This window comes from Capsulimonas sp. (assembly GCF_039929585.1).
In the GTDB taxonomy this organism is placed as follows: Bacteria; Armatimonadota; Armatimonadia; order Armatimonadales; family Capsulimonadaceae; genus Capsulimonas.
The window spans coordinates 1-15,738 of the sequence record NZ_JBDSQY010000337.1 but is presented as its reverse complement, the minus strand read 5'-3'; the positions used below and the strand labels follow the sequence as shown (position 1 = coordinate 15,738).

The 15,738-nt window shown below is 60.2% G+C and carries 12 protein-coding genes; 11 read left to right on the top strand and 1 reads right to left on the bottom strand.

Annotation, left to right across the window (positions count from 1 at the left end; genetic code table 11):
• The first annotated feature begins 309 nt into the window (after window positions 1-309).
• The gene (locus ABIZ35_RS25530; protein WP_348222758.1) at window positions 310-1,404 is read left to right on the top strand and encodes a GntR family transcriptional regulator; all 1,095 of its coding nucleotides are present in this window, start codon (window positions 310-312) and stop codon (window positions 1,402-1,404) included.
• A gap of 85 nt (window positions 1,405-1,489) precedes the next feature.
• Entirely contained in the window at window positions 1,490-2,287 is a 798-nt protein-coding gene (locus tag ABIZ35_RS25525; RefSeq protein ID WP_348222757.1) for a DUF1559 domain-containing protein, read from the top strand.
• Between the two features lie 351 nt (window positions 2,288-2,638).
• Here ABIZ35_RS25525 and ABIZ35_RS25520 read toward each other — a convergent pair whose 3' ends face one another.
• Window positions 2,639-3,166 (bottom strand): sigma-70 family RNA polymerase sigma factor, encoded by a 528-nt coding sequence (locus ABIZ35_RS25520; RefSeq protein ID WP_348222756.1) that lies wholly within the window; start codon window positions 3,164-3,166, stop codon window positions 2,639-2,641.
• A gap of 596 nt (window positions 3,167-3,762) precedes the next feature.
• Between ABIZ35_RS25520 and ABIZ35_RS25515 the strand changes: the two genes are divergently transcribed.
• The 9 genes from ABIZ35_RS25515 (at window position 3,763) to ABIZ35_RS25475 (ending at window position 15,581) form a co-directional block, all read left to right on the top strand.
• On the top strand, window positions 3,763-4,203 hold the full coding sequence (locus tag ABIZ35_RS25515) for a molybdopterin oxidoreductase (protein WP_348222755.1): 441 nt from the start codon (window positions 3,763-3,765) through the stop codon (window positions 4,201-4,203).
• A 2-nt stretch (window positions 4,204-4,205) separates the two neighbouring features.
• Window positions 4,206-6,281 carry a molybdopterin oxidoreductase family protein gene (locus ABIZ35_RS25510; RefSeq protein WP_348222754.1) on the top strand — a complete coding sequence of 692 codons (2,076 nt, stop codon included), beginning with the start codon at window positions 4,206-4,208 and terminating at the stop codon, window positions 6,279-6,281.
• A gap of 210 nt (window positions 6,282-6,491) precedes the next feature.
• Window positions 6,492-8,063 carry a porin gene (locus ABIZ35_RS25505; protein ID WP_348222753.1) on the top strand — a complete coding sequence of 524 codons (1,572 nt, stop codon included), beginning with the start codon at window positions 6,492-6,494 and terminating at the stop codon, window positions 8,061-8,063.
• 783 nt (window positions 8,064-8,846) lie between these two features.
• Window positions 8,847-10,385 (top strand): MFS transporter, encoded by a 1,539-nt coding sequence (locus ABIZ35_RS25500; protein ID WP_348222759.1) that lies wholly within the window; start codon window positions 8,847-8,849, stop codon window positions 10,383-10,385.
• An 87-nt stretch (window positions 10,386-10,472) separates the two neighbouring features.
• Entirely contained in the window at window positions 10,473-10,820 is a 348-nt protein-coding gene (locus ABIZ35_RS25495) for a molybdopterin oxidoreductase (RefSeq protein ID WP_348222752.1), read from the top strand.
• Window positions 10,821-11,045: 225 nt separating this feature from the next.
• Window positions 11,046-11,375, top strand: coding sequence for a hypothetical protein (locus tag ABIZ35_RS25490; protein ID WP_348222751.1), 330 nt, complete (start codon window positions 11,046-11,048; stop codon window positions 11,373-11,375).
• 287 nt (window positions 11,376-11,662) lie between these two features.
• Window positions 11,663-14,110: a nitrite reductase large subunit NirB gene (gene nirB / locus ABIZ35_RS25485; RefSeq protein WP_348222750.1), complete on the top strand. Its 2,448-nt coding sequence runs from the start codon at window positions 11,663-11,665 to the stop codon at window positions 14,108-14,110.
• A gap of 16 nt (window positions 14,111-14,126) precedes the next feature.
• Window positions 14,127-14,450, top strand: coding sequence for a Rieske (2Fe-2S) protein (locus ABIZ35_RS25480; RefSeq protein WP_348222749.1), 324 nt, complete (start codon window positions 14,127-14,129; stop codon window positions 14,448-14,450).
• A 411-nt stretch (window positions 14,451-14,861) separates the two neighbouring features.
• A complete protein-coding gene (locus ABIZ35_RS25475) occupies window positions 14,862-15,581 on the top strand; it encodes a response regulator transcription factor (protein ID WP_348222748.1) in 720 nt (239 codons plus the stop codon).
• Window positions 15,582-15,738 lie beyond the last annotated feature (157 nt).

Genomic DNA, 15,738 nt, shown 5'->3' with positions numbered 1-15,738 from the left:
TCATTAGTTGTATTCTCTCCTCATCAAAGATACCGAAACATATTCTCTATCGCCTGACGAAGCGCCTTCACTCAAATGGAAGGCGATCAGCGCGTTTTTTATTAATCGGTAAAACCGATTGGCTGTTTGTGCTGATCGGTTTTCTAAAATAGTTCTTGACTCACGCGTGACGCTGTACTATAATAAGTCCAACAGCAATCCAGTGCATCGGTTTTATCGATTTGAGGGGATTCTGGAGGAGTGATTTGCGCGATGGAGTTTGAGCCGCTATATCTTCGTATTAAAGAGCAGATTCGGAAGGATTGGTGCTTGCCGCAATCCGACCGAGGTCTGGAGCGGATGCCGACTCTCAACGAGCTTCAGGAGCAGTACGGGGTGAGTCGTCCGACGATCAGCAAGGCGCTGGCGTCCCTGGCGGCGGAAGGCGTGCTGGTCAAAGAGCAGGGGCGTGGCATGTTTGCCCTTCCTGGGCCGGCCGACCCCGAGCAAGCTTCGGCGTCTCAGCGCGCGATTATCGGATATATTGCCCCTCTGTACGGAGCGGAACTGTCGCAAGACGTGTTTTCTGGTATCGACCGCGTCGCGCAGCGGCGAGGCTGGCGCGTGCTGATGGCCAGCTCCGGCGACAGTATGGAGCACGAGCGGGCAGCGGCGGGGGAGATGATTGCCGCTGGAGCGCAGGGCATGATTATCTATCCGGCGCTGCGCCACGGCTCCCTTCAGGAGAAAGAGTATCTTCGCACCGAGGATCTAGGCGTCCCTCTCGTTCTGGTCGATACCTGTACTCGCGATCAGGGGCACACGCAGATCATTTTCGATAATCGGCGCGCCGGAGCGCAGATCACGAACTGGCTGCTGGAGCAGGGACGGCGGCGCATCGGTCTTGCATTCTATCAGGAAGATATGCACCATCCCGGCCTGGATGCGCGCTATCAGGGTTACCTCGGAGCGCTGAGGGAATTTGGACTGCCAGTGGATTCACAGCTGGTTCACCGCGATCAATCTAACAATTTTGGCTTCGATCTTGGGCCGATCTTGGATGAATGGTTTTCTCTGCCGGAACCCCCAGATGCAATCATCGCCATGGACGATATGGCGGCGCTGTCGATGACCGATCAACTCGCCGCACGGGGCGTACGCGTCCCCGACGATGTCTTGGTGGCCGGCTTCGACAACCGCGTCGCGGCCCGCCGGTTTCAGCCGGCGTTCGTGACGACTGCCCCGGATTTTGAGAATCTTGGGGAAACCGCCTGTGAAACACTGCTGGACGGGATCGAATCCGGCGATCTGCCGCAGCAGGTCTATGTCCTTCCGGTTCCGCTGCTGGTCCGGACAGGGGCGTCTCCAGTGGACGCCGACGCGGATGTGGAAGCCATTTTTGCGCGCCGCCGGGGCGTGAAGTAATTCGAGAAAATGCCATCTTGGCGAGAGAAGGCGCCGGAAAAGCAATAAACAATTATCCCTTCTCAACGGTCTTATGGAGAAAACAATGAACGCTCACGGAATTTTTAAAGCGCGCAAAGAACAGCGCGGTTTTACACTGATTGAACTGCTCGTCGTCATCGCAATTATCGCAATACTTGCCGCGATCCTCTTCCCGGTCTTCGCCAAAGCGCGCGAGAAGGCCCGCCAGATCTCCTGTGTCTCCAATCTGAAGCAGATTGGTCTCGGAATCATGCAGTACACGCAGGATAACGATGAGAACCTGCCCTACGCGCGCATTGACGCCGCGCCTGTCACGCCTTGGCAGGGCGCCATTTACCCATACGTCAAGAGCGCGCAGCTATTCAAGTGTCCTGATAATCCAGGAGGCAGCAAAAACATCAACAATACTCCCGCTCCGAATGGAAGCTTTCCAGCGATCCCGATTTCTTATGTCGCCGTTGGCGGCGACGATGTCTTCAACTCGACAAACTTCTACGGCGGTAAAGTCGCGATGGGATATTACACCCCGTTCAACGGCAACGCCATGCCCGCCCCGACCTCCCTCGCGCAGCTTGTCGCGTCTGCGACGACCATTCTTATCGGAGAGACGCGTTCTGCTAGCAACACTGGGGTTCCGCGCGCCGATCCGGAATTCTGGGATAACACGAACGATATGCGCATGCAGGGCCATACCGGCCAGACCAACTTCGTGTTCGCGGATGGTCACGCCAAATCCATGAAGCCGACAGCGACGCTGACCTCGACCGTCAACATGTGGAACGTGGCCAACACGCTCCCCGGCAATAACAACCTCGCCAACATGCTTGCGGCGGAGCAGGCGAACTCGGCGGACGGTTTCTAATCACATTCACCAAAAATAACAGCCGCCAGGGCCTTTGGGTCCTGGCGGCTGCTCTTTTGCCGGAGTTCGCCTTTACAGGCTGCCCGCTCCGGAGGCGAGTGTGTTGTACATTTTCGTCTCCCTTCAAGGTATTTGAGAGCGCTCTCAAATACCTTATCGCCGCCATACTTTCTCCCGCTAAAGGTAAGGCCCGGCGACGCGAAAAATATTTTGAACGCTCAAAGCGATCTTAGAGTTTGCTTGTGGGGAAAGAGTTCCTCGGAGCAGCAAAAACAAAACAGCCTGCATCTGCGGCGTGTCGCAAATGCAGGCTGTGCTGCGTGTCGGTCATCGTGTTGTCGGGCGTATGCATTATCCGGCGGCGCTCCATTCCTGGTACTGCCGCTGGATCTGCTTGACGTGGTACGCAACGTTGGCGCTGGAGCAGCCGAGCTCATCGCCGGCTTCGCGCCAGGTCATGCCGCGCAGCAGGGACTTCAGGACCGCCTGCTGGGTGGGCTTGAGGCCGCCCGTGAAAGCGCGGATGCTCAGGTCCGTCTGCACGTCGTTCCAGTCCATCGACGATGGAATGGCGGCGACCTGTTCGTCCTCCAGCAATTCGCAGCGGCGTCGGCGCCATCGCTTGACGGCGTCGAGCAAGCGCCACCGGGCGTGCTTGAGCAGATACTGATCGGAATCCCCGATCGAGATATCGATTTGCGTCAGGGCGTCGAGCAATCCGACCCAGGCTTCCTGGAGCAGATCGTCCGCGTTTTCATTGGTGCAGCGGGCGTAGTGCGCGGCCATCTTGGCCATGCGCGGTCGTAGGCGGGCCACAAGGGCCTCTCGGGCTTCGCGGTCGCCGTAGCGAGCGCGGTCATAGGAATAACTGGAAACCAAAATCTTCTCCAAATAACAAAAAACAAGAGTTAGCCTGATCGTGGAAACTCCACGGGCTGGGCGGTTGGCTCTCGTCGGCGCTATCTGGAAAAACCGGCTTCAAGGGGGACCGAGACAAACTTACTGTCGCGGACAGGGGAGCGGGTTAGGCAGACGGCAGCCGAAACGAGGCGAACGGCGTGTGTCCGGTCTCTGGTACAGTGAGTACCAGGACCATACTAATATTTGCAAACTGAATAGTTGCGATTTTCACGGGTGCGGCTCCTTTCGGGTAATTGGGTGCGGCGGGTGTTCCAGGAAGTCTCGTGACGTCTCCCCGGGCCGTACAACTATTATATCGGCTGTGCGATAAAATTTGCTAAAGAGTTTCGAAATAAATTTAAAATATATTTTTTATTTATTTTTACGCCCCGAAACAGTTCCGAAACACGAGCCCGGTATCCTGATGATCGAAGGAAGCGGACGGCGAGGACGCCGCGCTTGCTTCACTCTCTCTACTCCCAAGCTACCCCGGCAGTGTCGCCCTCCCGATTACTTGTGTATTCCGCCCCAGCGCGGTATCATCCGGTTATCAACGGAAAGGCGTCTGTCACCTCATGAGCTTCACTTCGACGCAGTCGGAACCACCGGTCGTCATCAGCGAAACCCGAACCCAGCTGCTGCTGCGCACCCAGCGCGCCACGCCGCGCTTTTTGCAGGGCGTGTACCCCTTCGCCGGACGCGGCGTCTTCGATCTTGGACCTCTGAATGAGGCCCTTTCGTATACCGTGCCCAAGGGGAAAATTGCCCAGCTGCATTACTTCCGGGCCGGAAACCTGTCCGACGATATCCTGTATCTCGCGATCTCCGTCAACGGGACGCCTGTGCGCTACTTCCCAGTCGGCCCCAAGTCCGACAACCACGTGCCGCTCGCGATCGTGGAGGACCATCCGGCCGGCGCTCTGATCGAAGTGCGGCTCGCCGCGCCGCGCGGCCTGACCGGGACGGTGGTGCTGGATGTGGGCTTGATCGAGATCGACGCCGAGGAGCAATCGTAACGATGTCGTCCGCCACCGCCACACACTGTCCTTACTGCGCCCTGCAATGCGGCATGAACCTCGTCTCGGACGCGGGTGAACCGCTCACGGTCGCCGCCCGGCCGGACTTTCCCACCAACAAAGGTGGGCTCTGTCAAAAGGGCTGGACCAGCACGGACTTGCTTTTGCACCCTGATCGGCTGACCTCGCCGTACATCCGGGATCGCAAGGGTGACGAACTGCGTCCGTGTGATTGGGACGAAGCGCTGGACCGGATCGTGACGGAAATACGACTCGCGCAGCAGAAGTACGGACTGGACTCGGTGGGGATCTTTGGCGGCGGCGGTCTCACCAATGAAAAGGCGTATATGCTGGGCAAGTTCGCCCGCGTCGCCCTGCGCACGTCGAACATCGACTATAACGGGCGGTTTTGCATGTCCTCGGCGGCGGCCGCCGGGATCAAAGCCTTTGGGATCGACCGAGGATTGCCGTTCCCACTGGAAGACATCCCCGGTGCAGAGACGATACTTCTCATTGGAAGCAACCCCGCCGAGACGATGCCGCCGATCATGCAGTATTTCGAGGAGCATCGCAATCGGGGCGGCCATTTGATCGTCGCCGATCCGAGGCGCACCCCGACCGCGCAGAACGCCGCCGTGTTCCTGCAGCTCACGCCGGGAACCGACGGCGCGCTCGCCAACGGACTGCTGCACATCGCGATGGCCGACGGTCTGCTCGATCATGATTTCATCGAAGCGCGCACGACCGGGTTCGAGGCCGTGCGTCGTGTGATCGCCTCCTACTGGCCGGATCGGGTCGAGCGCATCACCGGCGTCCCCGTCAAGGATCTCACCAAAGCGGCGCATCTGATGGGCGAGGCCGCGACGGCGATGGTGCTGACGGCGCGCGGCGCCGAGCAGCAAAGCAAGGGCGTGGAGAATGTCCAGGCGTTTATCAATCTGGCGCTAGCCTTAGGCAAGGCCGGCAAGCCGCATTGCGGCTACGGCTGTTTGACGGGGCAGGGGAACGGCCAGGGCGGGCGTGAGCATGGGCAAAAGGCCGATCAACTGCCCGGATACCGCAAGATCGACAACCCCGCGCACCGCGCCTATATCGCCGGTGTTTGGGGCGTGGAGGAAGCCTCCATTCCTGGGCCGGGGCGCTCGGCTTATGAATTGCTGGACACGCTGGGAACGCCTGGCGGCGTCCGCGCTCTGATGGTGGCGGCTTCCAACGTGGTCGTCTCCGCGCCGCGTTCGAGCCATATCGAGGAGCGGCTGGACGCGCTCGATTTCTTAGTCGTCTCGGATATCTTTCTCTCGGAAACGGCGGAGCGCGCCGATGTCGTGCTGCCGGTGACGCAGTGGGCGGAGGAAGAGGGGACGATGACCAACCTCGAAGGCCGTGTGCTGCTGCGTCGCCGTGCGATGGACCCGCCGCCGGGCGTGCGCAGCGACGCCCAGATTTTGAAGGCTCTCGCCGACCGTCTCGGGGCGGGACAGTATTTCACCGAGCGCCCTCGGGAGATCTTTGAAGAGCTGCGCCGCGCCAGCGCCGGCGGCGCGGCGGACTACGCCGGCATCTCCTACGAGCGGATCGCCGCGCAGGACGGAGTGTTCTGGCCCTGTCCCTCCGAAGGGCATCCCGGCACGCCGCGTATGTTTTTAGACAAGTTCGCTACCGACGACGGCCGGGCGAAGTTCTACCCCATCGCGCATAAGGCCGCCGCCGAGGAACCCGACGACGAGTACCCGGTCTACCTGACCACGGGGCGCGTGATGGCGCAGTACCAGTCCGGGACGCAGACGCGCCGGGTTGAGAAGCTGCGCGCCAATGCGCCCGAGGCGTTCGTCGAGATCCACCCGTCGCTCGCCCGACGCTTCGGCATCGCCGACGGGGACATGGTCCGTCTCGCCACCCGCCGGGGAGCCGCGGAAGCCAAGGCGCGGCTGACGCCGTCGATCCGGCAGGACACCGTGTTCGTGCCGTTCCACTGGGCGGGCAAGGGACGCGCGAACCTGCTCACCAATGATGCGCTGGACCCGACATCACGCATGCCGGAGTTTAAGATTTGCGCCGTGAGTATTGGAAAAGCATGACGAACCATGGAATAATTGGTAATGCTAGTGAATGACTAGTGAATTGTTTGGTTCTTGACAACGAAGTCCTAACGGCCACCGCTGGACGACCATCAGACGACGTTTGAACGTCGCGTAGACTCACATAAAGGGGATAAGGATTTGCATCAACGAAGGACAGTGCATACGTTAATTGGGATTTCCGCATTGGCGCTTGGCGGAGTTTTGGCAATGGGTTCACAGCCCGCGCAGGCCCAGGCCGCAACGTTCCCGGACGTTCCGGACAACCATTGGGCGTACTCGGCGGTTCAGAGCCTGGCGGACAAGGGGCTGGTCAAGGGCTACCCCAACGGCCAGTTTCTGGGCAACCGGGCGCTGACGCGCTACGAGTTCGCCAGCGTTGTCGATCGCCTTTTGCAGACGATCGCCGACATGAAGAGTGGCGCGGCGCCGACGACCAGTGTGACTCAGGACGATTTGAACAAGATCCAGGTCCTGGTCGACAGCTTCAAGACCGAACTGACCGCGATCCAGGCCGACGTCGCGAAGGCCCAGACAGATATCACGACCCTGCGCGGCCAGGTCGAAGACCTGCGGCAGGACGTGCTGGACACCAAGGAGATCGCCAACAAGGCCCAGGACACCGCGAATAACTCCTATGGTGTGGGCGCGAAGCGCAAATTCCAGATCGGCGGTTATATCCAGGCGCGTTACTTCGCCGCCGATAGCGGCAGCCGCGACACCGGAACGGATCATCTGCTGTACCCACGCGGTAAGGCTCCGGGCAGCAGCCCGTATAACGGCGACTACGCCGCCAACTCCAACGGCGCATCGTTCGTGATCCGCCGCTCGCGCCTCAAGCTGACCGGGCAGGTGACGCCGAACACCAAGTACACCATCCAGTTCGACGCCTCCGGAGTTTCGAACGCCGGCAGCGCTGCGGTTTCAATCCGTGAAGGAAACGTCGCCTATACCTTCGGCGACGGCAACCCCGTGAAAAACCTCACCATGACCGCCGGTATGTTCGCCAACCCTTTCGGATACATTCTACCGTCGCCCGCCGCGACGTTTATCCAGGGCGAGCGCCCGCTTGCCTTCAATGAAGGCGGCCAGGGCTTGTTCGCCAGCCAGGATTACGATCGGGGCGTACAGCTGAGCGGCGGAAACGCCAACCTGCGCCTGACAGCCGCCTTAATCAACGGAACCGGCCACACGAGCAATGATACCGATCGCCAGCTGGACCAGGTCTACCGGGCCGCTTATCAAACTACGGACAAGAAGCTGGGCGTTGGCGTCTCCTACTACAACGGCCACGTTCCGGACTTCGCCAACACGGGGACGGCATATACGTCGCGCAAAAAAGAGCTGACGGGAGCGGACGTGCAGTTCGCCCCGACCGCCAACATCTTCCTGAACGGCGAGTATGTGGAAGGCAAGTTCGAGCAGCGCACCTTCTTCAACGGCGCGACCCAGGGCGCTCTGGCCTTGACGTCGAACCAGTTCGCTCCCGGCAACAAGATCGAGGGCTATTACGTGCTGGGCGGCTACACCTTCAGCCCCGCCGGCGCGCATCCGCTGACCCTTGCGCTCAACTACGACGAGTTCAACCGCGCCAAGAGTGGAACCGGCAGCGACAGCTCGTACACCGACAAGAACCTCGGCTACGGCGTCCTCTACAGCCTCGACAAAGCGACCCGACTGCGCCTGTGGTACACCAAACCCAATAAGGTCGCCCACGCCCCCGGCGCCGTCGATCCCGAGAAGGTCGGCCTGTTCATCAGTGAACTTCAGGTCAAGTTCTAAACTTCGGGCTGATGAGATAAAATTCGAACATCGGTCGTCCCACGGGAGGACTGATGTTCGGCTTGGCGTGTTTTAGGGAAAGCCCATGATCTCCACGAGTCTCACAATCATCATGGTCATTGTGGCGATGCTCGGGACCGGCGCGCTTGAGTTCAGCATTTACCGATCTATAGAAGCTAAGCGACGTCGTGCTTCCCCGTTGGGAGCCTCCTACGCACTAATCGCCGGTTTCACTTTGAGTCTCGTCGGCTTCTGCGCGCTTCTCGCTGGCTCACGGCTGCCGCCAGTAGCTTTCCTAGGCATATTTGCGTGTGGCTTGATCCTGGGATATGTCGCGGCGCTTCGAGTAAAGTATTCAGAGCGCTGAGCCGCTAACAAGTTCGTTTTTCTCAATCTGTTTTTCTTCGGAAAAACATTTCTGCCCGAAACATTCCCGAAACATCCCTCCCCCATACTACACTCACGAGACGAACAGCGGCATTGTCGCCGCGGTTCAATTCCCCGTCAGATTTGACGCACCCCTTCGGCACTGTCGCCAACACTTAAGATACCGACCCATGGTCCAATTCCATGAGTCCCGATATTTGAGTTGCTGGCGGAGCGCCGGAAGTTCTTCTTCCCGCGAAACCCTCCCATGGGCTCCCAGCCTCAAGACCGTTTGCGAGAGGAGAAGACTTCGTGAAACTCAGTGATTTGAAACAAAGCGGGCACGCCCCGTCGCTCTTCAGCGCCTTCCTGCACTTCGATATTTCCTTCATGGTGTGGGTGATTTTAGGGGCGCTCATGCCCTTTATCATGACCGACCCATCCCTCACCGGGCAGAACCTCCAGGTGACGCCCACCGCGCAGGTACAGACCGGCGAACAGTATACGATGCTGATCAAGGGGCCGCAGACCGTCAAGCAGAATCCGAAACTCGCGGCCGATCAGCCGAAGAACGTTTACAACCTGCTGATCAAACCCGGCGCGCCCGGTGTCGCCACCAAGGCAAGCGTCAAACCCGTCGAGAAGTTCGTGGTGGACAACGCGAACCCCGCGACCATCGCCGCGGTGAACGCGACTTCCAAGCTCATCCATATCGAAGTCGCTCCCGGAGCGCATGGCAACCCGAACGAGAACGTGATCGCTCTCAAGCCCGCCGCGGCGCTGGCGAAGGCTGGTAAGACGTTCCAGCCGATCGCGAACGGGTATCCGGCGTCCACCAAGCTGCTTCTGGTCGGCATCCCGCTGCTCGCGGCCGGCTTCTGGCGCATCCTGCTGGGCGTTCTCGCGGACCGCTTCGGCTCCAAGCGCGTCGGCGTCGCCTCCATGTTCTTCACGCTGCTGCCGCTGGCCGTCGGTTTCCAGATGGCGACTTCGTACAATTCACTCGTATTCGTCGCGTTTTTCTTAGGACTGGCCGGCGCATCCTTCGCCGTGGCGCTGCCGCTCGCCTCGCGGTGGTATCCGCCTCACCTTCAGGGACTGGCGATGGGCATCGCCGGCGCCGGCAACTCGGGAACGGTTCTCGCCACGCTATTCGCTCCGATGCTCGCCAAAGCCTATGGCTGGCATGAAGTGTTCGGTTTCCTGATGATCCCGGTCGCCATTACTCTGGTCACCTTCGCCCTGCTCGCCAAGGATCCTCCGGGACAGGTTCGCCCGGCCCGCGCCGCCGATTATGCGGCGGTTCTCGCTAAGCCCGACGCCTGGTACTTCTGTATCCTGTACTTTGTCACCTTCGGCGGCTTCGTCGGAATGTCCAGCTTCTTCAACACGTTCTTCGTCGATCAGTATGACGCTCCGAAGGCGACAGTCGGTCTCTGGACCGCGCCGTTCATTCTGGCCGGCTCTCTGGTCCGCCCCATCGGCGGCGCGTTGGCGGACCGCCTTGGCGGCATTCGAATGCTGACTGTTCTCTACGCCACAGTGATCGTGATGGCGGTCGGTGTGGGGCTTGCGATCGGCAACTTCCCGGTCGCTGAAGTCCTGCTGTTCGTGATGATGGCGGCGCTCGGCATGGGCAACGGCTCGGTCTTCCAGCTCGTTCCGCAGCGCTTCAAGAAAGAGATCGGCGTCATGACCGGTCTGGTCGGCGCGGCGGGCGGCGTGGGCGGTTACTATCTGAACTTCGCCCTCGGACACCTGCACGACATCACCGGCACCTACGCCTCGGGCTTCTACGCCTTCGCCGCCATCGCGGTGGTCGCGTTCATCGTCCTGCGGGTCGTCGCTCCCGGCTGGACCAAGAGCTGGCTCGGCGAAGGCGGCGTCGCCCACGGCGCTTCGACCCCGACCGCCCCGGCCCAGGAGCGCGTTCTGGTTGGCGCGGAAGTCGCGTAGTCTCTAACGCAATAAATACGGAAGAGGCCGGCGGTTGAAACTGCCGGCCTCTTTCGTATTTCCACTATTATCGAAAAAGGAGCACCTATGTATTCACAGCCCCGACTGCTGCAAGGCGTCTACACATTCCAGGGTCATGGTTACCAGAACCCAACGCTGCTGAGCAGCGAACTTTCTTACACCGTTCCCACCGGCAAGCGCGTGCAGCCCGTCTACCTGCGCGCCGGCAACTCCACGTCCGCGATGGTCTATCTCGCGCTGATGCGCGACGGCAAACCGATGCGTCTCTTTCCCATCGGCGCGAAGGGCGATATGCACGTCGCCCTTGCCGTAATCGAGGATCTCACGCCGGGAACCGTGATCGAACTCTTCGTTGCCGGACCGGAAGAAACGGCAGGAACGCTTGTTGTCGACCTGGGATTGGTGGAAATCTAATCGCGGGCGCGTAAAACAATATGTAACCTTGGTATGATAGCTAGGGCGCCGGAAACGGCGTCTGCGAATGATTGTCAAAACTGAGTGGCTCCTAGCACACCAGTCAATCCATAACGACCATTCCAAGGCGCTCACTTGAAGAGAAGCACGGTAATATTCAAAACGGCTCACGCGGCGCTCTGGACAACCATTGTTTTCATTATCCTGTTGCGTTTGAATTGGCTGATGCCGTCCCATCGGCCGCACACGTTGATGTATTCCGTGCACAATTCGCGTCAAGTGAAGTTTCAGGGGTATGCGCCTGACTGGACGTATTGGGGTCTCGGACATCCCGAGGCTGTCACGATGCTGCGTCAATCAGGAGGGTTTCACCACCAAGCGCATGGGCAAGCGCACGGCGCTAAGGTTCGTATTGTTATTCAAGATGATCGCATTGACTATCCTCGATACTACGACTATATTCCCGAGACCGGTGAGATCGGCTGGGGCAGCGAGTGGTGTACGATACCGTCGTCACTGAACAAAGCCGTTCGGCAATCCATGTCTCCAAAGTAAAGTGTTTTTTGTGGAAACATGGCGGAAACATTACCGTTCTATACTATGACTGTTAAGCCGTTCGCAGTGTTGCGATGGCCTTGAACACTCTGCACTGAAGCCCCACTTCCCGGCAATGTCGCCCTCACTCATGCAAGTCGGTCTGCTCGATTCGAGCGGCCGGCGACGCTGGCTGACGAGGCGCTCCCCGCCGGAGCTTTACTCCTTCGTACAGCCTCACTCTTTTCGAGACGCCGCCCCCATCAGGGCGACGAGACCGGGCGCCGGACAGGCGAAAGGCACGCAGGATGAACACCAAGCAGAAATTAGTTGTGATCGGGAACGGCATGGCAGGCGCGCGTACGGTCGAGGAGATCCTGGCCCGTGGGGGCGCGGATCAGTTCGAGATCGTGATGTTCGGCGATGAGCCGTACGGCAACTACAACCGCATTCTTCTTTCCAATGTTTTGAACGGTTCGCAGGACGCCAAAGAGATTTTCTTAAATCCTCTGGAGTGGTACGCCGAGAACAATATCAACCTGCACGCCGGCGTTCGGATTTCTGAGATCGACCGGGCGGCCAAGTGCGTGATCGACACGAACGGCGCGGTGACTTCCTACGATAAACTAATTATCGCCACCGGAAGCCGCGCCTTCGTTCCTCCGGTTCAGGGATTGATGAACGAAGATGGGACGGACAAGCACGGCGTTTATGTGTTCCGAACTATCGACGACTGTCATAAGATCGCCGGATACGCCACCAAGTGCGCCCGCGCTGCCGTGATCGGCGGCGGACTGCTGGGCCTGGAAGCCGCGCGCGGCCTGATCAACTACGGCGTCGAAGTGCATGTCGTCCATCTGGGCTCGCATCTGATGGAGAACCAGCTGGACGCGCAGGCAGGCGCCATTCTGCGCAACACAATGGAGAAGATGGGCGTTCATGTCCATCTGGGCAAATCCACCTCGGCAATTTTGGGTGACGACAGCGTGACGGGGCTTGCCTTCAAAGACGGCGAGGAGCTGGCGTGTGACATGGTGGTGATCTCCGCCGGCATCCGTCCGAACTCCGAGATCGGCCGCGAGTGCGGCATGACCGTGGAGCGCGCGATCGTGACGGACGATCAGATGCGATCGGTGGATGATCCCGACATCTTCGTGGTCGGCGAGTGCGCGCAGCACCGGGGCCGCGTCTATGGTCTGGTAGCGCCGCTCTGGGAGCAGGGCCGCGTGCTGGCCGATGTGCTGACCGGAGCCAATCCGAAAGCGGAGTACCATGGATCGAAGCTCGCGACAAAGCTGAAGGTCATGGGGGTCGAGCTGGCGTCGATGGGCGTCACCGAGCCTCAGTATCCCACGGATGAAGTGCTGCATTTCGCCGAGCCCAAACGCGGGATTTACAAGAAGCTGATTGTGCGTGACGACCAGTTGATCGGCGCCATTTTGCTGGGCGACGCCTCCAAGGCCGCGCCCTTGATGCAGCACTTCGATCATGGGACGAACCTGCCGGACGACCGAACCTCGCTGCTGTTCGACCTTGGCCTGCCGCCCGCATCGACCTCCCTACTGGAGATGCCGGACGCCACGCAGATTTGTAACTGCAACGGCGTGAGCAAGGGGCAGATCCGCAAATGTGTCGAGGGCGGCAAGCGTTCTCTCAAGATGGTCATGGAGTCGACACGCGCCGGCATGGGCTGCGGCTCGTGCAAGGCGCTGGTGAAAGACGTCGTCGAGTGGGTCTGTGACGGAAAAGTCGAAGAAGATCCTTCGGTCCATTACTATGTGCCCGGCGTTCCGCTGCCGAAGCCCGAGCTAGTCGCGGCGATCAAGGAGCAGAACCTCAAGAGCGTTTCGGCGATCTTCGACACGCTGGCGGGCGGCGTGGAGGAAGTCGGCAGCAAGATGGCGCTGTCGTCGCTTCTCAGCACCGTCTGGGGCGCGGACTACGCCGAAGAGCGCGACGCGCGATTTATCAACGACCGCGTACACGCTAACATCCAAAAGGACGGAACGTTTTCGGTGGTGCCCCAAATCAAAGGCGGCGTGACGACCGCCGACCAGCTGCGCAAGATCGCGGACGCCGCCGACAAGTACAATGTCCCGATGGTGAAAGTGACCGGCGGCCAGCGGATCGACCTTGTCGGCGTCCGCAAGGAAGATCTGCCGAAAATGTGGAAGGACCTGGGCATGCCCTCGGGCCACGCCTACGGTAAATCGTTCCGCACGGTCAAGACCTGTATCGGCACGGAGCTTTGCCGCTTTGGTGTCGGCGACAGCACGGCGCTCGGCATCGCCATCGAATCGCGCTTCGCCGGGATCGAAAGCCCGGGCAAGATGAAACTGGCGACCGCTGGCTGCCCGCGCAACTGTTCCGAAGCGATGGTCAAGGATGTGGGCGCGGTCGCGGTCGAAGGCGGCAAGTGGGAGATTTACATCGGCGGCGCCGCCGGAGCGCACGTTCGCAAGGGCGACCTGCTCTGCGTCTGCGAGAGCCACGAAGAAGTCCTGATGATCATCGGCCGCTTCATGCAGTATTACCGCGAGAACGCCAAATGGCTGGAGCGCACCTACGGCTTCGTCCCGCGCGTCGGCCTCGACAAGATCCGCGACGTCGTCGTGAACGACAGCGAGGGGATCGCCGCCCGTCTCGACGCCGCAATGCAGAAATCCGTGGACGACTATGTCGACCCGTGGCTCGAAGCCGAGCAGCCCGTTTCGCCCAATCAGTTCATAACGACCCTTCCGATGGTCACTGCGTAATCTCTTAGGTAATCACATGAACACATTGATCCCCAACGAATACTGCCTCGGCCCGGCGTCACAGATTCCGATTGGCGAAGGGCGCGAATTTCTCATCGGCGAAACCAAAATCGCCGTCTTCCGGTCCCGCAATGGCGGCGTTTACGCCACGCAGCCGCTTTGCCCCCACCGCGCCGGTCCGCTCGTGGACGGCTTGATGGGCGGGAACATCCTGGCCTGTCCCCTGCACGCCTGGAAGTTCGACCTCAGCACAGGACAGCCCGTGCTGGGCGACTGCGGCCTGACGACGTACCCCGCGCGGATGACGGAAGAGGGAGATATTTGGGTGGAGGTGGCCTAACCCCCCACGCCGCTAAAGCGACGTTCCCCCCTTCCCTGCAAGCTGCTCCGCAGTGGGAAGTGGGAGCTAGTAATTACTGACGACATGGCTCTTGGCGTGAGGTCTGCGGACCAGACGCCAAATCCGCCGTCTCTTCTTTGTTGACTGTGTCAAGAACCATGTCGCCCCAAGTGATCAGCACCCACTTCCCACCGCGAAGCGGCTCGCAGGGAAGGGGGAAATCGAGCTTTAGCTCGATGGGGGGTTAGGCAGCCCCACGCCAAGAGCCCTGTCGTCAGTGATACTAGTTCCCACATCCCACAATGTGCTATAATTTCCTATCTCCCGGCGCGCGCTCGGAGTGTCCGATGTCCGATCCAGTGAAGAACCGCAGTGACGCGGTTGGATTTCCCAGGGAAACCGACACGCAGCATGCAGAACATACTGGTATATGCTCCGATGGAGCTTGGCGGACCGTCCACCCCGATCGCGGAGGTGCTGACGGAGGCTGGGCACATCGTCTTCCGCTCCTCCATGGACCGTGGGTCCGACGCCATTGACGCACTTTGCCGCGCGTTTGCAGGCCGTCCGCCGGATGTCCTTCTCGCCGACCTTTCCACAACTTACGACTGTCTGGCGATCCGCCACGTCATTCGCTTGCTTCAGCAGGCGTGGGGCGACGACATGCCGAGGCCCGCGTGCCTCGCGCTGCTCGACGCACGCCATCTGTCGCAGCCGGACTGGATCGCCGCCGTGGACGATTTTATCCTGCCGCCCTATACGCCCCGCGAAGCGCTGGCCCGCATTGATCTTCTGCTGTTCCGTAAGCGGCACGTGCTGTCGGGTGACACGCTGTCCCTGGCGGACCTCACGCTGGACCTCGCCGGCGGACGCGCGATGGACCCGGAAGGGCGTGTCCTGCCATTGACGCCGCGTGAGTACGATCTGCTGAGATTTTTAGGAACGCACCGGGGGAAGTTCTTCGCGCGCGACCGTCTGCTGGATATGGTTTGGGGAGTGGACTTCGACGGCGGCGAGCGCACCGTGGATATTCATATCCGAAGGCTGCGCGCCAAGCTCCCGCCAATCACGGCGTCCTTGCTGGAGACACGGCGCGGGGTAGGGTACGGGCTGCTGCCGCCGGGGATTTAGGCCCTCACCCTCGTTCCCTCTCCCGGAGGAGAGGGATATCCAAAGTATATAGGCCAAACGTTGCTTCGCACTTGGGTTTCAGACGATGTCAAGAGATTGGCGAATGGATACATCATACTCTGGTTCCCCAGAATTGGGGCGGAGGGGCCGAACTCTC